This window comes from Kaistella yananensis (assembly GCF_026107505.2).
GTDB classification, from domain to species: domain Bacteria; phylum Bacteroidota; class Bacteroidia; order Flavobacteriales; family Weeksellaceae; genus Kaistella; species Kaistella yananensis.
Window position 1 is genome coordinate 86,482 of the sequence record NZ_JAPCHZ010000004.1, and the last position, 20,173, is coordinate 106,654.

Consider the following 20,173-nt stretch of genomic DNA (forward strand, 5'->3'; position numbering starts at 1 on the left):
AGAATTTCAAATGCCCAGGAATCATTACCAATCAACTTTAGGGTTTAGATACCCAGACTTATATGAATACAGAAAATTTACAGATACAGATTAAAACTTTTTTCGGACTGGAAGAAGTGTTGGCAGAGGAAATCAAGAAACTCGGCGGTACGAACGTGGAAATTAAAAACCGTGCGGTAAACTGCGAAGGTGATCTGGGTTTTCTATATAAAATCAATTACTCCACGAGAACCGCGCTGAAAATAATGATTCCGGTGCTCACCTTCAAAGCCTGGGACGAAAGCCGTTTTTACGATAAACTTTTTGCTTTTCCGTGGGATGAATATATGGATGTGGACCAAACTTTCGCAATCGACGCGACGGTTTATTCCGATCGGTTCAGACATTCTCAGTTTATGTCGCAGAAAATGAAAGATGCAATTGTGGATTATTTCAAATTCAAGCACAGAAAACGCCCTAATGTTGACACTCAGGATCCTGATATTAAGTTCCATCTGCATATCGACCGAGAATTGGTGACAATCTCTTTAGATTCGTCAGGTGATCCTTTATTCAAGCGTGGTTACCGAAAAGAACAGGGTGAAGCTCCAATTAATGAAGTGTTGGCCAGCGGAATGCTGCAGCTGGCAGGCTGGGAAGGGAAAGGGAATTTTCTTGATCCCATGTGCGGTTCCGGAACTTTGCTGATTGAAGCAGCCATGATCGCCATGGATTTGCCTGCGCAGATTTTCAGAAAGAAATTCGCTTTCCAGAACTGGAAAAATTATGATGCAGAACTTTTCCAGAAAATAAAAGAAGTAAGAATCAACCGAATCAAAGAATTCACCGGCAAAATTGTAGGTTACGATTTGGATTCTCAAATGTTGAACGCGGCTCATCTCAACATAGAAGCTGCAGAAATGGAAGATATAATCGAAGTAAAACGACAAGATTTTTTCGAGTCTAAAAAAGAATTATTCCCATTGATGATGGTTTTCAATCCGCCTTATGATGAGAGAATTGAAATTCAGGATAATGAATTTTACAAGAAAATCGGCGATACTTTCAAGAAAAATTATCCAAATACTTTGGCGTGGTTTATTTCTTCAGACCTTGATGCGGCCAAAAAAGTTGGTTTAAGACCTTCCCGAAGAATAAAGCTCTTCAATGGAAAGCTGGAATGTCGCTTTCTTCAGTTTGAAATGTATGAAGGCACAAAGAAAATTCATAAACTCGAAAAGCAGTAAAAGTTCCTCGCTAAATCATTCAGAAATCAGTCCATTGAATTCCATCTCGCTCATCATCGCCATTTATAACCGCAAAGACGAACTTTTCGAGCTGCTCAATTCATTGTCTCATCAAACCGATAAAGATTTTGAAATCATTATTGTTGATGATGGTTCCAAGATTGATCTGCGGCCAACGACCACACTTTTTCAGGAAAGTTTAAATATTCAGTTTTTCAGAAAAGACAATTCCGGACCAGGTTTGAGCAGGAATTATGGCGCAAGAAGAGCAAAAAACGACTGGCTTGTCTTTGTAGATTCCGACGTGATTGTCGAAAAAGATTATATCGAAAACATCAAAAAAAATATTACGGAAATTCCCTGCGACGCTTTTGGCGGGGCCGATAAAGCTCACAAAGGTTTCAACCTGATGCAGAAGGCGATTTCCTATTCCATGACCTCAGTTTTCACTACAGGCGGAATTCGCGGAAACAAGAAAGCGGTCACCAAATTTCAGCCCCGCAGTTTTAACATGGGGGTGAGAAAATCTGCCTTCGAAACTGTTGGCGGATTTTCAGAAATGCGGATTGGCGAAGATCCGGATCTCTCGATGACGCTTTGGGAAAACGGTTTTACAACGGCCTTTTTTGATGATATTGGGGTTTACCATAAGCGGCGCGTCGATTTCGGGAAATTCTCAAAACAGGTCTACCAATTCGGTTGCGCGAGACCTATTCTTAACCAGCGTCACCCGAAATATGTGAAGATTTCGTTTGCATTTCCCTCAGTTTTTCTCATCGGTTACATTCTGGGTTTTATTGAATACTTTCTCTTTCAGAAAGGACTTTTCCTTACGATGTACGGGTTGTATACTGTGCTTGTGTTTTTTCATGCGCTGTATAAGACCAAAAATATCAGCATCGCTTCATTTGCTGTAATTTCCACCTATATCCAGATGTTTTCTTACGGTTACGGATTCCTGAAATCGTGGATTCTGCTCAATATTTTCCGTCAGAAACCGGAGGATGCATTTCCTTCTCATTTTCACAGGAATTAATTTGGGCGCACATTTCCGGCTTTCACTACTCGCTTTTTTCCGGCGGCGGCGAAGCCGCCGCCGGAAAAAGAGCTCAAACATGCCGTTCAATCCGGGGCGCAGTTCCCTTATCAATAGAAAAATAGTTATTTTTACAAAAAATTCACCATGAACAATTATTTAGAATTCAACTTCACGATATCGCCGCTTCAGCCTTGGAACGAAATCCTGATGGCAGAACTCATCGAAATCGGTTTCGACAGTTTTACGGAGGAACACGAGGGAATTCTGGCCTATATTCAGAAAAACCTTTTTAATGAAAAGCAACTTCAGGAAATTAATATGTTTTCAAATGAAGCAGTAGAAATTTCCTATACCTATCAGGAAATGCCCAATATCAACTGGAATGAAGAGTGGGAGAAGAATTTCGAGCCGATTAATGTAGAAAATCAGTTGTCGATCCGGGCAGAATTTCACGAAAACCAAAATCTTCCGCACGAAATCATCATTCAGCCGAAAATGTCCTTTGGAACTGGTCATCACGCAACGACCTATCTCATGATTCAGCAGATGCTCGACATGGATTTTGAAAACAAAACCGTGCTCGATATGGGCTGCGGAACTTCGGTTCTTGCCATTTTCGCGAAACAAAAAGGAGCCGGAAAAACCGTTGCCATCGATATCGACGAATGGTCGGTAGAAAATTCAAAAGAAAATGCAGCAAGAAATAATGTAGAACTTGAGATTTCGCAGGGAACTGCGGATAATTTAGGTGCCGAAAATTTTAATATTATTCTGGCGAATATCAACCGGAATATCCTGATTTCAGATATTCCGACTTACGTTTCAGTTTTAAATAACGGCGGACAGCTCGTGCTTTCCGGATTATGTTTCTTTGATGTTGATGATATCATGGAGGTTTGTAATGAACAAAAACTCACGTTAAAAAGAAAACTGCAGCGCGAAGAATGGGTTTCTTTACTGCTTGAAAAATAAAAAACCCTGCGCAATGCAGGGTTTCTGTGACCTCGACAGGATTCAAACCTGTAACCTTCTGAGCCGTAATCAGATGCGCTATTCAGTTGCGCCACGAGGCCTTTTTTTAGGTCTGCAAATATAACACTTTTTTATTTCTTTCAAAAAATGAAACGTACTTTTTTTGCATTTTTATTTCTATTTCTGCTTTTGTCGTGTAAAAAGGAGGAAAAATATACGCTTAACGACTGGCAAAAAATTTCGGAAAATGTCGCATTCAAAAGTGTCGGCGATTTTGTAAAGTTAAAATCGGGTAAATTTAATTACAATATTCCTGTTTCGAAACTGCCTTTTAAAAAAGTAATGTTGCTTAATGCAAGTTTGGTAGGGTACTTTACAGAATTGAGTTTAGAAGATAAAATCATCGGAATCTCCAGTCCGGAATATATTTATTCGGAGAAAATTCATAGTCTCATTTCAGAGGGAAAAATTCAGAACATCGGAAACGAGCAGAAATATGATGTCGAAAAAATTATCGCATTAAAACCCGACGCGGTCTTTACGAATTATATTGCAAGTTTCGATAATACCTACGATCTCATTAGAAAAAACGGAATCGAAATTATTTTTCTAGATGAATATTTGGAGCAGAATCCTTTGGAAAAATCCAAATATCTTATGGTTTTCGGAAGACTTTTAGGGCCCGAAGAAGCTTCAGTTGTGCGTTTTAACGAGATTCAGAGTTCCTATGATTCACTGAAAGCTTTGGCACAAAAAGCACAGAACAAACCTGTTGTTCTTGCCAATGAAATGTACGGAAACCAATGGTTCTTACCCGGCGGAAAAACAAATTCAGCAACCCTGATTGCAGATGCAAATGCAAAATATATTAACGCTGAAAACTCCGATTCCAATGCGGTTCCTTTAAGTTTTGAAGAGGTTTTCGCTAAGTCGCAGAACGCTGAATTTTGGGTGAATGTGGGAAACCATAAGACAAAGAAAGAACTATTGCAGATCAACCCGAATTACACGAAAATGAATGTATATCATCACGGAAAACTCTACACCGTGAGCGGGAGAGAGAAGGGAAGTGCGAATGATTTTTTCGAAAGCGGAGTAGTCCGTTCTGATTTAATTCTGAAAGATTACATCAAAATTTTTCATCCCGAATTGCTGCCCGATTATAATTTAACATACCTGAAAGCGCTTAAATAATTTATATTTCTATTTTTGCAGGCTATTATCTGTGCTAAATATGTGGAAGAAAATCAAAAAACTGTTTTTTATCTTAATCCTCGCCAACATTCTGTTCATTGTCTGGGGAAAATTCTTTAATCCGCCCATTACGCTGACCCAAATCGGAGGTTTGCTGGAGTACGGAAAACTTAAAAGAGATTATATCTCTTACGGTGAAATGGGAACCCACGTGAAAAAAGCGGTAATCGCATCAGAAGATCAGGCATTTTTCAGCCATAACGGTTTCGATTATAAGGCGATTGAAAAAGCGATGAAACATAACGAACAGGGCAAAAAACTGCGAGGCGGAAGCACCATTTCCCAGCAAACCGCTAAAAATGTGTTTCTCTGGCAGGACCGCAGCTGGATCCGTAAAGGGTTGGAAGCTGTTTATACATTTATTATTGAGCTGGTGTGGAGCAAAGATATCATCCTTGAGCGTTATCTGAATTCTATTGAAATGGGGCGCGGTGTTTTCGGTGTAGAAGCAGCTTCCGAATATTATTTCAACAAAAACGCAAAAAACCTTACCAAAAGTGAAGCCGCGTGGATTGCCGCGATTCTGCCGAACCCAAAGAAATACGATCCCAAAAATCCATCGGCCTATCTTAAGCGAAAACACAGCTGGATCATGCGTCAGATGAATAACGTCAATTTGAAATAAATTATCTTTGTAGGCAATATGTCTTTATACAAAAGAAATAAAACAGGTTTTAACACCGTACTTTCCAAATATTTCAGTTTCCGGAACGAGACGAAATCTTTGGAACCTCTTTCTGAACTGCTGATGAATCTCCGCGGATCTGATTTTGGCGAAATTCTTGATTTTCTGCGTACCAATCCCGATGTCACAGAGAATTTCGGGTACTATATTAACTATCTTTTCGAAGGCAAACCCTTTAATCTTTCCCTTACAGAAGCTAATATTTTATCTGAAAACGCTTTTTTTCCGGAATTCAAAAAAAGACTCCTGAACAAAATTCTGCCTGCAGTAGAACACGAAAATACGGTATGGTTTCTGGTCGATGCGATTTCGGTAAGAACGGGCAAAGACCTACAGTATTTCCAAAGTATCCCGGAGGAACAGCTCACCGAATTTTTCCAACTGCTAAGGATCGATGATATAATCATCCGTCCTAAGGTGAAAAATGAGTTGCTTTTTTCCATGAATATTCTTGCCTGGCGAGTCATCGGAAATGCAATGGACGTGGAAGTGGTAAATATGGCGCCGGAATACCGCAAATTCGATAATCCTTTTCTGGCCCTGCAGAATGAACTCGACCGCCTGAATGAAAATTTCGCTGAAAATCCTGAGTTTATCCTGAATTCCAAAGACGTACATTATAAGCAGATTAAAGTGTATCTCGAGCAATGTCTCGATTTTGTGACTTTAGCCTTTAAAAACTCAGCGAAATACGGGATATCGAGTAAAATTAACCAGTCGCTGCTCAAGATCAGGCAGCAGCTGAACCGCATGAGCGATATTCATCAGGTGATGGTGATTGATGAGGAAGATGATGTGGTGCGTAAATCTAAACAGCTGTTTTTCAATATCCTGAATTATAAATCTCACAAGAATAACCTGCTGGATTTGGTTTCTGACAGCACCCGGCTGATGTCTCACCTAATTACCAACCATACGGCAGAAACAGGAACGCATTATATCACCAATTCCCGTCGGGATTATATGAGCATGTTCCTGAAAGCCAGTGGCGGCGGAATTATCGTGGGCTGTCTGGTGGTATTAAAGCTTTTTTACGGATCACTTCCGGGTAGCGATTTTTCTCACGGAATCTTATACGCCTTTAATTACGCGATGGGATTCATTATGATTTATCTGATGAGTTTTACTTTAGCCACAAAACAGCCGGCAATGACGGCCGCAACCATGGCCAAAGTACTTTCTGAAGGCGAAAATACCCAGAAAAATTATGTGGATTTTGCGCATCTTGTTTCTAAAGTTTTCCGTTCTCAGTTTATCGCTTTTATGGGAAATGTGGCGCTGGCTTTTCCTGTAGCGCTTGCCATTATTTACGGTCTTGATGTGCTTTTTCAACAAAATTTTGCAGCAGAAAAAGCCTCAAACATACTTCAGGATCACGATCCTTTCAAATCCAAAGCTATTTTCCATGCGTGTATTGCAGGTTTTTTCCTTTTCATTTCGGGAATTATTTCGGGAAATATCGGAAACAGTTCGGTGTTTTACCATATTCCGAAAAGAATTGCCAAAAATCCTTTCCTGAATTATTTTCTTGGCAAAAAATCAGCACAAAATATTTCAGATTATTACGCAAAAAATGCCGCCGGAATTATTTCGAACTTCTGGTTTGGCGTGTTCCTTGGGATTACCGGTCCTGTTGGCCTTTTTCTGGGTCTGGATCTGGACATCCGACACATTACATTTGCCGCCGGGAATATCGCACTGGGCTTTTATGGAAAAGGATTTGAGGTTCATACCTATACCGTAGTGATTTCTGTGATCACCGTATTTTTGATTGGATTCTTTAATTTTGCGGTGAGTTTCGGACTTTCTATGGTTCTGGCTTTCCGGTCCCGAAAAGTAAATTTTGGGGAAGTGACTGAAATTTACAAAGAAATTTTCAGGTATTTTATGAAAAATCCTTTACAGTTTTTCCTGCCCATCCGTTCAGAACTCGACAGCAGCGCAAAGGAAATGGTAGAAAATACGGTAGCTACGAAATCTGAAGATCGCTGATATTTTCTTCGCCGAATTTCTCTTTAAATTTATTTAGGAAGAAGCTTTTACGCATCCGGAAATCATTTTTTAGCAGTGGCGATTTGATGCGGATTTCTAAAATTTTCCTGTTCAGATTTACCGATTCAATTTCGCTGAACAAGGCGTCATTAAGATATTCATGCAGAAAATCCTTTATCTCAAAAGCAAGCAGCTTATCCTCAAAACCATAAATTCGGGCAAAGGATTTCACCAGTTCGGATGACTGAAATTCGCGTTTTTTCTTTCTCATGGTTCAATTTCAAAAATTCTGCTTTCTTCATTAATTTTCTTCACCACTTTTTCCGTACGTTCCCTGTTCGTGTCGGTGATAAAAATCTGGCCGAAATGCTCCTGGTTAACAAGTTCTATTAATTGTGAAACCCGCGTGTCATCGAGTTTATCAAAAATATCATCCAGCAGAAGAACCGGTGTTTTTCCCGTAAGTTCTTTAATTCTGTTCATCTGTGATAGTTTCAGTGCGATTAAAAAAGATTTCTGCTGTCCCTGGCTTCCGATTTTTTTTAGCGAATTACCATTCATTTCAAAAATAAGATCATCTTTATGAATGCCTTTCGAGGTATAAGTAAGCATCCGGTCTTTTTCGCTAGTGTGGTGCAGAAGATTCTCGAAACTGTCTTCCTGTAAATCTGAGTGGTAATTTACCGATACTTTTTCATTTCCGTTCGAAATTATTTCGTAATAATTCTGAATCAGCGGCACGATGGAGTCTGTAAACTGTTGTCTTTTTTCAAAAATCCGCGTTCCGAATTTAATTAAAGGTTCATTGTAAATCTCCAGATTTTCGGCATCAAAATACCTGTTTTTAGCAAAGCTTTTTAATAAGGCATTTCGCTGCTGCACGGTTTTTTGGTACTGAATCAGATTAAAAAGATAATCGGCATCCGTCTGAGAAATCATGGCATCCAGAAATCTTCTTCTGCTTTCACCCGAATCGGAAATTAAATTGGAATCGTAAGGAGAAATAATGACACTCGGCAAAAAACCGATGTGATCCGCCAGCCTGTCGTAAGACTTGTCATTCTTTTTGATGATTTTCTTCGCCTCTTTCGGCATCTGGATTTTAATGATATTTTGCTTTTCACCATCATAAATTTCACCTTCGATTGTGAAAAAATCTTCCCCGCTTTTTATGTTGTTGATATCGGTATTTCCCAGAAAACTTTTGGCCACGGAAAGGTAATGCAATGCATCTACCACATTTGTTTTTCCCACGCCGTTGTTGCCTACAAAACAGTTGATTTGTGGTGAAAATTCAAAGGTTTTTTCCGGATGGTTTTTGAAATTGATTAAATGAAGTTTCTGGATAATCATTTGTCAAAAATACTTCATTAAAATCAGAAATAAAAGCGGCAATCCGGAACATGCTTCCACACCGAACGAAAAGTACGCATCCGGCTTTTGATTTTCAGAAAAATAAATGAAAAGAAAAGTAATGGCACAAGTAAGAAAAAAAGCAATAGCAAAATTGAATTTAAGTGTAAAAATCGCTATCAACAAACTAAAAAAAACCAGAAGATAGGCAAGGAATTTAGTTTTTTCAACACCAATTAAAATAGGAAAGGTAATCACTTGATCGTCTTCCATATCGCGGATGTCAAATGGCAAAACAAGTGCTGTTATAAAGAATAAACTAATAAAAAAAATCTCTGGTTTAAATTCGGGTACGATAAGCCAAGAATTGATTAAAGCCCAGGTTAGACCTACATAGAAAACCTTTAGCAGTGGAATTTTCCGGATATAATTTTCTAAAAAAGAGGTGTTGTAAAGCAAGCCTAAAATTACAATTAAAAACCATTTTACAAGCCGAATTTCATTGTGATTCAATAAAATAAGAACCGCTGAAACAATGCCACAACATATATTGAAAACCAATATTTTCCAGAAAAACCTATGGTGTTGGTATTTGGTGTAAAGATAGCCGCTGAAATAAGTGATGAAAATTAAAATCACCGTAGGCAAGCGGAACAAGTTTTGCTCGAGCATAAAAAACACTGCCAAAAGCGTTCCCATCAATGAAACAAAAATTTGGCTGTCGATGATATATTTTTTCAGTAAATTTAGAATCTGCATCTGCGCAAATTTAACCAATAAATTGTTTCGCCATCCTAAAGCTAATTAGCACCAATTTTTTATGAAAAATCTCACCAAAATCTTCAGTTTTTTTCTTTTGATAATGTTCTTTGCGCCGCTTTTTGGACAGAAGTATTATGATGACCAGTGGAAAAAAGTCAGCGATAATTACAAAACCGGAAAGTACAAATCCAACCTTCCCATTATTTTAGAAATCCAGAAACAAGCTATGAAAGATGAAAATATTAACCAATTGATCCGCTCGCTGAAGGCGGAATTCAGTATTTCCAACCAAACGTATGATGATGGTGACAATGATGCTACGAGCCGTTTTTTCAAGAAACTTTCAACATTCGGGGAAACACTGAAAGGTGATCAGAAATTGGTTTTTCAGGTTTTATTGGGAGAATTTTTTTGGGATTATTACCAAAATAATTCTTGGGAAATCAACCAAAGAACGAATTTTGATAACCAAGATTTTGCACAAATCGAAACCTGGAGCAAATTGGATTTTAAAAATTTTCTAACTAAAAATTTTTCGATTTTAAATGCAGAAAAAGATCATTTAAAGAAAATAAAAACCTCGGATATTAAAGAAATTTTCGAAAATAAAAATGATTTGGAATATTTTCCAACTTTATTTGATTGGAGTTTTTCTAATGAAATTGAATTTCTAAAAAACAATGATCTTTTCACTCCGAACGAATTAAAACAAAATCAAGCCAGAATTTTATCAAATTATGAGGAATTGATTTCCATAAATTCCGGGAATTCAAAACTCTATTTTCAGCATAAAAAACTGAATGATGAATGCGGATTTACGAATTGCAAAAACCAATTTTTGCAGCTGCAAAACCTTGCGAAATCCAATATTGAAGGCGATTACAAGTTAATGATTATTGCGGATATTGTGGATCTTTTAACGGCAGATAAAAAATTCGCAGAAGCGCTGCAATGGATTGAAGATGGGAAAAAACAGTATCCAAAATCGCAGTTTTATAACAATTTGGAAAACAGAAAGAATCAGATTATCAATCCTACTTTAGCCATAAAATATGAGAAACATACGCAGGCAAATTTGCCGATTCATTTGCTTGCTACAGGGAAAAATGTAAATCAGTTTTCCTTAAATATTTATGAGGTGAAAGATGATGTAACCAACTTCCTGAAGTACGTTTCAAATTCTTATGATAAAAATAATTTTTCAGCAATTAAAAAATCGTTGGTGAGAAAGGAGATTTTCAGACTTCCGAACTTGAATGATTTCCAAAATCACCAAACTTCATTAGAAATAAAGCCCCTCCCGTCGGGAATTTATTTGGTGGAATATGTTGTAGAAAACGCCATTCAGGAACATTTTTACTTTATTGCGACTTCTTCTAGATTGATTTACGACCAAAAAGATGAGAGAAAATCCATTGAAGATCGACTAAAATTAGTCCATCGGGAAAACGGAAAACCGATTTCTAATGAAGGTTTGAGAATCTTCGAATATTCTCGTGGAAAAACCGTCAATACCTATAATATCAATTCCGATAATGCTGCGAATTTCAAATTTCCGGTTTCTAAAGATAAAGAGTATTATCGCTATTTTTTGGTACAACAACCGAAAACCAACGATTACAATTTGATTCAAGCTTATGGAAATCAATACTACGGAGAAAATAAAATTGAGGACAGAGAACAGGCACAAATTTTCCTAGATAGAGCAATTTATAGACCTGGACAAACCGTTTATTTTAAGGTAATTAATACGAAAATCAATAAAGAAATAGAAAGTATTTCCGCGGGAATTTCACAAAAAATCACACTTTACGATGCAAACGATGAGGAAATTTCTTCACAGAATTTCAAAACCAATGAATTTGGTTCATACAATGGAAATTTTATTTTGCCCAACGGGAAACTAAATGGCAGTTTTTCTCTTCAAGTTGAAGGAAATAATATAGATTCCTACAAATCATTCCAAGTTGAAGAATACAAAAGGCCAAAATTTGAAGTGACTTTTGAGCCTGTAAAAGATGAATATAAATACGGGCAAACCATTGAACTGAAAGGAAAAGCAATGATGTTTTCCGGAGTTCCATTGAGTAATGCAACCGTAAATTACGAAATCAAAAAACAGAATATTCGTTGGAGATATTTCTGGTGGTATCCTCGTGGAAATGACAATGAAAACTCAATTCTTGGCGAAGTAAAAACGAATGAAAAAGGTGAATTTACCATAAAACTACACCTTAAAAAAGATGAAACTTTAGAAGGAATTCAGATTGATAATTATCAAATTAATGCTTCGGTTACCGATATTAACGGCGAAACGCAATCTGATCAAACCAATCTGAAAGTGGCTTCGGTTTCACACTACATCAAAGTTGATGATATGAAAGATACATTTGCCGGTGAGAATTTGAAAATTAAAGTTGAAACCAAAAATTACAATGACCAGAATTTAAATAAATCATATCAGGTAAAATTGTCGAAACTGCAACCGAAAGAAAGAATTTTCCGAAGCAATTTCGAGAATGAGATTCAGGATTTGCCGCAACTTTCGAAGGCAGAATTTATGCAAAAATTCCCACATGATTATTTTGACAAATCGGAGAAAGAAAATAGAGTAGAAAAAGTAATTTTTGAAAAAAATCAAGAACCGAAAACCGATGCTTCGGAATTAAAAAATCTTGATTCTAGTGTCTTGAATCTTGGCTCTTTATCAGCAGGAAAATACAAACTCGAGCTCTATAACATCGAAGGAAAAGACACGATAAAAACCGAAAAAACTTTCGAGGTTTTCGATAAAAGATTCCTCACCGATTCTCAAAAACCTTTCCTGAAAATCATTCAACCAAAATTGGAATTTCACCGAAATGAAAAGGCGACTATCTACGCTTATTCGGCAATTCCAAATGCGTTGGTCTACATTTATGTGCAGAATGGAAATGGAAAGACGGTAACCGAACAGAAAACTTTCAAAAATGGAGTTTTACCGTACGAAGTAGCGTTCCCGAAAGACGAAAACATCGATCAGATCAATGTTCAGTTTCAGTTGGTAGCTTTCAACGATGTGCAAACTGAATCGGTGAATCTGAAAATTAAGTCTGATAAAAAGCCTTTGAGAATTGAAACGGAGACTTTTCGCGATAAACTGCAACCTGGTTCAAAAGAAAAATGGACGGTAAAAATTCTCGGGGAAGATAAAGAGAAAATCAATGCTGAAGTTTTGGCCAGTATGTACGACAAATCTTTGGATCAGTTTTCAGCCAATTCTTATTCGTGGCAGCAGTTGTATCAGCGATATTTTCTGATGAATTCTTATGGAATTAATGAAAATCTTGCTCAGGAATTTTACAACAGACGAGTTCCGTATTTAAAGCAGAAAAGTGTGAATTTCCCTAATTTTAATTGGTTTGATGGTGGAATTTATGGAAGAATTGTTCGTGAGCAAATGGTTACGGCTTATGCTGAAGAAGCGAAAATGGAAAAAAGTAATGTAGTTATCAGAGGAGTGAGATCACTTTCGGATTCTGCAATGAAAGTTGTTCAAAATATAGTTCCTGAACCTGTTAAAGCGCCAAAAGTTGAAACACCTCCGCCTCCAAATAGTAAGGAAAATTTAGACGATCTTCAGGTTCGTCAAAATCTCAACGAAACCGCGTTTTTCTATCCAAATTTAATGACGGATGTAGACGGAAATGTCACTTTTGAATTTACTTCTCCGGAAGCTTTAACCCAATGGAAATTGATGTTTTTGGCGCATACCAAAGATGCGAGAGCTGCTGTTTTGGAGAAAGAAGTGGTTACGCAGAAAGAATTTTCGGTAACACCTAATTATCCTAGATTTTTGCGTGAAGGTGATGAAATGATTTTTAAATCTAAATTGAGCAATTTAACAAATCAACAACTCAACGGTTTTGCGAATTTGCAAATATTAGATGCTTTTACCAACGAAGATATTTCTTCTCAGTTTGATTTAAAAGAGATTCAAAAATCATTTACATTAAAAGAAAACGGAAGCACAACTGTTCAATGGAATGTAAAAGTTCCGAACGGAGTTTCCTCTATCATCATTAAAAATGTTGCGAAAGCTGGTCAATTTTCGGATGGCGAACAAAAAGCAATTGCGGTTCTTCCAAACAGAATGTTGGTGACTGATGCCGTTCCGGTTTTTGTGAAGGAAGGTCAAACCAAAACCTTTGTTTTAGAAAATCTGAAAAATAATTCTTCTAAAACAGCGACCAATGTTTCCAATACATTAGAACTCACTACCAATCCAATTTGGGAAGTGATTTTTGCGTTGCCAAGTCTTAAGAATGATAATAATCTTTCTGCGGATGTGGTTTTCAATAAATGGTTTGCCGATGTTTTGGCGTCTGAAATTTTCAAAGCCAATCCGAAAATGAAAACTGTTTTTGATGAATATCAATCTAAAGGTTTATTGAATTCAAATCTCGAGAAAAACCAAGAATTGAAACAGTTGTTATTGGAAGAAACACCTTGGGTTTTGGATGCTAAAAACGAAACCGAACAAATGGCAAAATTAGCAAGATTGTTTGATGCGAATTCCATGCGAAATTCAATCAATGATGATTGGAGCGAACTGAAAAAACTGCAAAATCCTGATGGTGGTTTTTCGTGGTACGCTGGTTACCCAAGTTCTTACTACAATTCGCTTTATATTTTGAAAAATTTAGGCAGAATTAATGAATGGTTGACAGGAAATTTAGCAGATTATCAATCTTCTGAACAAAAAGTAATGGTTGCTCAGTTGGTGAGATATGTGGATAATGAAGTGAGTAGATATTATGAAGTGAAAAAGGAAAATGTTTGGAGCAATTATGTGTTAGATTATTTGGATACCCGTCATTATTGGGAAAAAGAATATCCGCTGAAAGGTGATGGCAAGAAAATGAAAGATTTAGTGATTTCAAAAGCCAAAACTGCAAAAATTTCTGATTTTACTTTTTTTGGTTTGCATAGAGCAGCTTTACTTTTTGATGCTTACCATTTAAAAGATATTTCTAAAAAATTGATGACTTATTTGAAAGAAACTTCCGTGCAAAGCGAAACTCAAGGGGTGTATTGGAAACAAAATCTCAACGATTGGGGTTGGTATTCTTCTAAAACCGTAAATCACGCTGGTGCTTTGGAAGCGTTTAATAAATTGACATCTGACCAAAATTTTGTAGAAGAAATGAAAATTTGGCTGATTACGCAGAAAGAAGTTTCTAATTGGGATACTTCTAGAAGTACAGCCGAAGTGATTTACACGATTCTCAATTCCGGTAAATCTTGGACTTCTGCGGAATCTGATAAAGCCACCATCATTTGGGGCGGAGAAGAACTCACCAATCCTGATACAAAAGCAACTGGTTACGTAAAATCTGCGGTAAATTCAGATAAATTAGATAAAAATTTGGCAACGGTTACGATTACAAAACCAGGAGCTGGAATTGTGCAGGGTGGTTTATTTTGGCAATATTATGAGGATCTAGACAAAATTAAATCTTCTGAAACTTATATTTCCATCACCAAAGAATTGTACAAAAAAGTAAAAACCGTAAATGGTGAAGAATTGCAAAAAATTACAGGAAATTCACCTTTGAAAATCGGCGATAAAGTAACGGTAAGAATGATTCTGAACACCGACAGAAATATGGAATTTATTCACCTTAAAGATATGAGAGCCGCAGGTTTTGAACCGGTTGACGTACTTTCTGGCTATCAATGGAAAAATAATTTGGGCTATTATCAAGTCACCAAAGATGCTTCTACCAATTTCTACATCGAATATATGCCGAAAGGAAAATACGTTTTCGATTATGATTATATTTGTAATGCAGCGGGAACTTTCAGCAACGGAATTACCACCTTGCAGAATTATTACGCGCCGCAAATGAATGCGCATACACAGGGAACGAAAGTTTCTATTTCTGAATAATTGAAAATAAAATCGCCCACAAAAAATTTGTGGGCGATTTTTTTTTTTGACAAATGTCAAAGCATTTTTTTTTCATTCTTCGCAACTTTGCATCTGTAAACAAACATTAAAAATGAAAAATTATAAAAAATTATTTTTTGCTGCCATACTTGGGTTTCCGCTATCCTTCTCAGCGCAGATTGCTCCTTCCTTCCAGGAATTGGTAGACGCTGCGATGACTAAAGATGCGGCCATAGAACAACAAAATTTAGAATCTAAAGCAAACGAATTAGATCAAGAAAAACTTAAAGATATTTTCTTGCCAAAGGTGGAGATTTCTGGTAAAGCTGGATACTTAAACGCTACGACAAAGGTAGTTTCCCCAGAAATTGCGATTCCTGCAATTACCCCTCTTTTTCCCGGTGCCGTTTTCCCGGAAGGAACTTTTAACAATAATTTTAATTTGTCAGGTTTTGATGCCGCGGCAAAAATCGAAGCAACAGCGGTTCTTTATTCTGGCGGAAAAGTAAAGTATCTGAAGCAAGCTTTGATTGAAAAAGACAATGCCAATAAAGCATTGCAGGTTAAAAATGAAGACGAAGTAATTACGCAGATCTCTAAAGCGTATGATCAGTTTGCACTGGTAGCAGAGTCGAAAAATGTGTTGGACGAAAGCAAAAAACGTCTCGATGCCAATAAAAAAACAGCTGAAAAAGCTCTTGGTTATGGATTAATCACCCCGTACGATTACAAAAAAATAGAACTGGCCCAAGCTACCTTGGATTCTAAAATGGTAGAATACGAAGGCAAAAAAGAGTTGCTGATAACGCAATTGCATCTTTTAACAGGAATTGATAAAGAGCGAATTGCCTTAATCAACCCGAATCTAGAAAAAATTGAGTATTTGGTAACCGATGAAACCATCGATAACAGAGCGGAATTGAAAGCTTTGGACTTTGGTATGAAAGCGATTGATGCGAAAATTAAAGCAGAAAAAACGTGGTGGATTCCGAAAGTTCAAGCGATGACTTCTCTTTCATACATGGGATTTTATAACACCAATATTTCTTCCTCTAAAGTATTAATGCCGCGAACTGGTGCAAAGTTAGATAATGACTTGACGAATCTTAATTTACTGCCCATTTTTCAAGCGGGAATTGGTTTTAAATGGGATGTTTTTGATGGAAATGAAGGAAAACATGAAGTAGAAAAAGCAAAAATTGATAGAGAAATTTTAGAAAGTAAAAAATCTGATGCCGAAAGAAAATTGCAACTCAATTTAGCGAATAACCAAACCAATTATAACATCGCAAATGCCCAGGTTGACCTAAAAGCGACTGCGAAAAAAATTGCTAAAAATGCATTGACACAAGCCGAAAAAGAATTCAGATATGGTTTGATTAAAGCAACCCAATTAATTGAAGCGGAAAATGATTTGGAAGTCGCAGAATTGGACTATCAAACTGCTGTTTTCAACCAAAGAAGGGCAGCGATTGAAGTGATGAAGTCTACACAAAATTTAAACGCAGAAAAACTATAAAACGATAAACATTAAACAAATAAATATATTAATCCGATGAAAAACTATATTGCAATATCTTTATTTTTAGTAGCCTTACTTTCTCTGGGAGCTTGTAAAAATGAAACTCCGCAAAAGTTAACCGAAGGTAAAACCAAAAAGGAAATTGTTTCTTTCGCACCAAAAGTTACCGGTAGAATTTTAAAAATTTATGTAGAAGAAGGACAAACGGTTAAAGCAGGAGATACCCTCGCAATGTTAGACGTGCCCGAAGTTACAGCGAAAATTGCTCAAGCAAAGGGCGCAACTGCCGCCGCCGCCGCACAAGCACAGATGGCGAAAAATGGCGCAACTGCAGACCAACTTCGTCAGTTAAGAGCCAAACAAAAGGGTTTAGCAGAACAATATCAGTATGCCCAAAAATCCTTTAGAAGAGCCCAAAATATGTATAAAGACAGTTTGCTTTCTCCACAAAATTATGATGAGGCTTTCGCAAAATTACAAGGTGCAAAAGCCCAATACGACGCTGTGAATGCAGAACTTCACGATGTGGAAGTTGGTACAAGATTAGAAAAAATAGAAATGGCAATTGGCCAGGAAAATCAAGCCAGAGGAGTTCTCCAGGAAGCCAATGTAGCGTATTCTGAAAGATATATCATCGCAACCAATGATATGGAAATTGAAACCATTTCTCTAAATGTAGGCGAATTGGCAACTGCCGGTTATGCACTTTTCAACGGCTATATTCCGAATACAACTTATTTTAGATTTACCATTCCGGAAAGTAAAATTTCAAAATACCAAAAAGGAATGACCGTCGATATGAAATCTATTTACGGTAATCAGGAGTTTTCGGGAAAAGTAGTTTCCATCAAACAATTGACAAAATATGCAGATATTACCACAGCATTCCCAGATTATCAACCAGAAGATGCAGTGTATGAAATTAAGGTAATTCCTACCGATCGAGCGAAAGTGAATAATATCTTGGTGAATTCTAGCGTAACTTTAAAATAATCTTGACTTAAAAATTTATAAAAATGAAACAGTTAAGATACCTTTTAAAAAGAGAGTTTCATTTGTTCTTCACGAACAGAACGATGCTTTCTGTATTTTTTATGGCGCCCATCTTCTACGCGCTGCTCTTGGGCTTTACTTATGAAAAGGGAAAAGTAACGGATATTCCTGTGATTGTGATTAATCATGACCAAACTCCTTTGTCTAACCAAATTGTAGACATGTTAGGGGATAATAATACCCTGAAGGTGCTGAATTATGTAGAAGAACCGGCGATTTTGAAAGATGAGGTCATCAAAACAGAAGCAGGAGCAGTAGTGATTATTCCAGAGCGTTTCGAAGCCAATATGTTGCAAAAGAAATATCCCGAAATCAACGTCTATGTCAATACGTCGAATGTGTTGACGGCTAATTTCGCTTCAAAAGCAATTCAGCTTACCTTGGGAACTTTTTCTGCTGGTGCCGAAATGAAAGCTTTGCAAAAAAAAGGAATGAATGCAGACCAAGCCAAGGCCAATATCGAACCCTTTAAAGCGAATTATATTACGCTTTTTAACACCACGAGTAATTACCTGATTTTTATGTGGCCAGCAATGATGGCGGTGGTTTTACAGCAAGTGATTCTTTTGGCAATGGCGGTTACGTTTTCGGAAGAATTTAAGCGGGATTCTTTCATTAAAGATTTCGCAGGGAAACACAAATATGCAATTTTGGTAATGGCGATTAAATGTTTACCTGTTTGGATTTTATCCAATTTACATATTTTATTCTTTTACTTGTGCAGCTTGTATTTTAAAATTCCAGCTCCAGAAAACGCTATGAATTTCTTTTTGGTAACTTCAATTTTTGTAGTAGCAGCAACCAATTTAGGCGTTTTAGTAAGTATATTAGTTCCAGATGCTTTGAAGGCCACGCAGATTTTAATGGTAATTGCTTCGCCTGCGTTCATCATCAGTGGATTTACATGGCCTAGTTATGCCATGCCGGATTTCATTACCTACTTTACCAAAATTATTCCTTTAACTCCATATTTGGAAGCGCTGAAAATAATGGTGGTAGAAAAAGGTTCCGATTATTTAACCCAAAAATATTTCTGGCACTTATTTATTCTCGGTTGGGTTTATTTTCTTTTAGGTTGGATAGCTTTGAAAATCAAAATTAAAATGCTGTTCAAAGAATATAATCTGCCCGAAGATTATGAAGAGGAAAATTTCGATAAATCAATATAGTTTTTTTTTAATGTTTAGGAGAAGGCGTTTCAGTTTACTGAAGCGCCTTTTTTGTTTACTTTTGTAATAAATCCAGTATGCATGAAACTAATTCAAGAACTTAATAAGCACATTAAGGTAGATGCAGAAATAGAGCGTTTTCTAAATGAAGAATGTGAAACAAAAGTCTTTGATAAAGGTGAAATATTGAGCAAGCAAAATCAATACAACCATACTGTTTTCTTTGTAGATGATGGTTTGCTGAGAATGTTTTACTACGAAAACGGAAAAGATATCACCACCAATTTTTATTCGGAAGGCAAGATTACGGCCAATATCGATACGCTTTTTAAAAACCAACCTACTCGAAATAACATTGAAACATTAGAAAAATCGGTCATTACCACCTGTAATTTCAACAAATTAGAGGAACTATGTTCGGTTTCGCTTACTGCGGCAAATTTCAGCAGATATATTTTAGGAAATTTAATGATAGAGATGTCTCACAGAATTTCGTCGCTGCAATTTATGACGGCAAAAGAAAAGTACATCCAACTTTTAGAAGAAAATCCTAACATCATTCTCAGAGCTCCACTTGGTATGATTGCTTCATATTTAGGCATTTCACAAGAGACTTTAAGCCGAATTAGAAGTGATATTTAAATTTAAACGATGTTCACATCTTCCCAATTTTATTATATTTTTTTATCCTGTTTTTGCTGAAGTTTTAGAAGTTTCAATTAATTTTATATTACTTTTAAAATAAATTCCATGCAAAATATATTTGATGCAAAAGTCGCGCAAGAATACATCAACAGAATCAATAACTTAACACCAGAAACCCAAAGAAAATGGGGCAAAATGAGCGTTGATCAGGTTTTGGCGCACCTTAATGTTGCCTATTCCTTTATTTTCGAACCGGAAAAACATAAAAAACCTTCTTTCATCGCAAAATTTCTGCTTTCCAATTTTGTGAAACCGAAAATCGTCAACGATAAACCATACAAACAAAGTTTACCAACTTCGCCTGTTTTCATTATTGCCGATCAGAGAAATTTTGAAGAAGAAAAGAAAAAGCTCATTGGAAACATTCAGCGCGTTCAACAACTCGGCAAAGAAGCTTTTGACGGTAAAATGTCGCATTCTTTCGGTAAACTTACGGCTCAGGAATGGAACAATATGTTGGCGAAACACCTCAATCATCATTTGGATCAATTTGGCGTTTAACCTTAAAA

15 protein-coding genes and 1 tRNA gene are annotated in these 20,173 nt (G+C 36.7%); 12 read left to right on the top strand and 4 right to left on the bottom strand.

All coding sequences use genetic code 11. The features are described 5' to 3' along the window. The first annotated feature begins 62 nt into the window (after positions 1-62). The 3 genes from OK344_RS07420 (at position 63) to prmA (ending at position 3,237) form a co-directional block, all read left to right on the top strand. Positions 63-1,226 (top strand): THUMP domain-containing class I SAM-dependent RNA methyltransferase, encoded by a 1,164-nt coding sequence (locus OK344_RS07420; RefSeq protein WP_265144199.1) that lies wholly within the window; start codon positions 63-65, stop codon positions 1,224-1,226. Between the two features lie 34 nt (positions 1,227-1,260). After that, entirely contained in the window at positions 1,261-2,262 is a 1,002-nt protein-coding gene (locus OK344_RS07425) for a glycosyltransferase family 2 protein (protein WP_265144200.1), read from the top strand. A 147-nt stretch (positions 2,263-2,409) separates the two neighbouring features. Beyond that, entirely contained in the window at positions 2,410-3,237 is an 828-nt protein-coding gene (gene prmA, locus OK344_RS07430; protein WP_265144201.1) for a 50S ribosomal protein L11 methyltransferase, read from the top strand. A gap of 27 nt (positions 3,238-3,264) precedes the next feature. Here the strand turns inward: prmA and OK344_RS07435 are convergent. Next, positions 3,265-3,338: transfer RNA gene (locus OK344_RS07435), tRNA-Arg, on the bottom strand. 46 nt (positions 3,339-3,384) lie between these two features. Between OK344_RS07435 and OK344_RS07440 the strand changes: the two genes are divergently transcribed. From OK344_RS07440 to OK344_RS07450, 3 genes are read left to right on the top strand one after another with little or no spacing between them, the layout of a single operon-like run. Next, a complete protein-coding gene (locus OK344_RS07440; protein ID WP_265144202.1) occupies positions 3,385-4,431 on the top strand; it encodes an ABC transporter substrate-binding protein in 1,047 nt (348 codons plus the stop codon). 40 nt (positions 4,432-4,471) lie between these two features. Beyond that, positions 4,472-5,116, top strand: coding sequence for a monofunctional biosynthetic peptidoglycan transglycosylase (gene mtgA / locus OK344_RS07445; protein ID WP_265144203.1), 645 nt, complete (start codon positions 4,472-4,474; stop codon positions 5,114-5,116). Positions 5,117-5,134: 18 nt separating this feature from the next. Continuing rightward, positions 5,135-7,168 carry a transporter-like protein gene (locus tag OK344_RS07450; protein WP_265144204.1) on the top strand — a complete coding sequence of 678 codons (2,034 nt, stop codon included), beginning with the start codon at positions 5,135-5,137 and terminating at the stop codon, positions 7,166-7,168. Here OK344_RS07450 and OK344_RS07455 read toward each other — a convergent pair. Genes OK344_RS07455 through OK344_RS07465 form a run of 3 tightly spaced genes read right to left on the bottom strand, consistent with a single transcriptional unit; the run spans position 7,146 to position 9,280 of the window. Next, positions 7,146-7,439 (bottom strand): hypothetical protein, encoded by a 294-nt coding sequence (locus tag OK344_RS07455; protein ID WP_265144205.1) that lies wholly within the window; start codon positions 7,437-7,439, stop codon positions 7,146-7,148. The genes OK344_RS07450 and OK344_RS07455 overlap by 23 nt on opposite strands. Continuing rightward, on the bottom strand, positions 7,436-8,521 hold the full coding sequence (recF, locus tag OK344_RS07460) for a DNA replication/repair protein RecF (protein ID WP_265144206.1): 1,086 nt from the start codon (positions 8,519-8,521) through the stop codon (positions 7,436-7,438). The genes OK344_RS07455 and recF overlap by 4 nt, the downstream gene beginning before the upstream one ends. A gap of 3 nt (positions 8,522-8,524) precedes the next feature. After that, positions 8,525-9,280, bottom strand: a complete 756-nt coding sequence (locus tag OK344_RS07465) for a UbiA prenyltransferase family protein (protein ID WP_265144207.1) — start codon at positions 9,278-9,280, stop codon at positions 8,525-8,527. Positions 9,281-9,341: 61 nt separating this feature from the next. Here OK344_RS07465 and OK344_RS07470 point away from each other — a divergent pair, with 61 nt between their 5' ends. From OK344_RS07470 to OK344_RS07495, 6 genes are all read left to right on the top strand, one after another. Continuing rightward, complete coding sequence (locus tag OK344_RS07470; RefSeq protein ID WP_265144208.1) at positions 9,342-15,215, top strand: alpha-2-macroglobulin family protein; 5,874 nt, start codon at positions 9,342-9,344, stop codon at positions 15,213-15,215. A 112-nt stretch (positions 15,216-15,327) separates the two neighbouring features. Then, complete coding sequence (locus tag OK344_RS07475; RefSeq protein ID WP_265144209.1) at positions 15,328-16,734, top strand: TolC family protein; 1,407 nt, start codon at positions 15,328-15,330, stop codon at positions 16,732-16,734. Positions 16,735-16,770: 36 nt separating this feature from the next. Continuing rightward, a complete protein-coding gene (locus tag OK344_RS07480; protein ID WP_265144210.1) occupies positions 16,771-17,730 on the top strand; it encodes an HlyD family secretion protein in 960 nt (319 codons plus the stop codon). Positions 17,731-17,753: 23 nt separating this feature from the next. Beyond that, on the top strand, positions 17,754-18,959 hold the full coding sequence (locus OK344_RS07485; protein WP_265144211.1) for an ABC transporter permease: 1,206 nt from the start codon (positions 17,754-17,756) through the stop codon (positions 18,957-18,959). Positions 18,960-19,040: 81 nt separating this feature from the next. Beyond that, entirely contained in the window at positions 19,041-19,601 is a 561-nt protein-coding gene (locus tag OK344_RS07490) for a Crp/Fnr family transcriptional regulator (protein WP_265144212.1), read from the top strand. Between the two features lie 108 nt (positions 19,602-19,709). Continuing rightward, positions 19,710-20,165 carry a DUF1569 domain-containing protein gene (locus tag OK344_RS07495; protein ID WP_265144213.1) on the top strand — a complete coding sequence of 152 codons (456 nt, stop codon included), beginning with the start codon at positions 19,710-19,712 and terminating at the stop codon, positions 20,163-20,165. The last annotated feature ends 8 nt before the right edge of the window (positions 20,166-20,173 follow it).

Coding starts and splice junctions, on each gene's coding strand:
- OK344_RS07465 (WP_265144207.1), bottom strand. CDS start 9,280: ATGCAGATTCTAAATTTACTGAAAAAATATATCATCGACAGCCAAATT.
- mtgA (WP_265144203.1), top strand. CDS start 4,472: ATGTGGAAGAAAATCAAAAAACTGTTTTTTATCTTAATCCTCGCCAAC.
- OK344_RS07455 (WP_265144205.1), bottom strand. CDS start 7,439: ATGAGAAAGAAAAAACGCGAATTTCAGTCATCCGAACTGGTGAAATCC.
- OK344_RS07475 (WP_265144209.1), top strand. CDS start 15,328: ATGAAAAATTATAAAAAATTATTTTTTGCTGCCATACTTGGGTTTCCG.
- prmA (WP_265144201.1), top strand. CDS start 2,410: ATGAACAATTATTTAGAATTCAACTTCACGATATCGCCGCTTCAGCCT.
- recF (WP_265144206.1), bottom strand. CDS start 8,521: ATGATTATCCAGAAACTTCATTTAATCAATTTCAAAAACCATCCGGAA.
- OK344_RS07450 (WP_265144204.1), top strand. CDS start 5,135: ATGTCTTTATACAAAAGAAATAAAACAGGTTTTAACACCGTACTTTCC.
- OK344_RS07440 (WP_265144202.1), top strand. CDS start 3,385: ATGAAACGTACTTTTTTTGCATTTTTATTTCTATTTCTGCTTTTGTCG.
- OK344_RS07490 (WP_265144212.1), top strand. CDS start 19,041: ATGAAACTAATTCAAGAACTTAATAAGCACATTAAGGTAGATGCAGAA.
- OK344_RS07485 (WP_265144211.1), top strand. CDS start 17,754: ATGAAACAGTTAAGATACCTTTTAAAAAGAGAGTTTCATTTGTTCTTC.
- OK344_RS07480 (WP_265144210.1), top strand. CDS start 16,771: ATGAAAAACTATATTGCAATATCTTTATTTTTAGTAGCCTTACTTTCT.
- OK344_RS07495 (WP_265144213.1), top strand. CDS start 19,710: ATGCAAAATATATTTGATGCAAAAGTCGCGCAAGAATACATCAACAGA.
- OK344_RS07470 (WP_265144208.1), top strand. CDS start 9,342: ATGAAAAATCTCACCAAAATCTTCAGTTTTTTTCTTTTGATAATGTTC.
- OK344_RS07420 (WP_265144199.1), top strand. CDS start 63: ATGAATACAGAAAATTTACAGATACAGATTAAAACTTTTTTCGGACTG.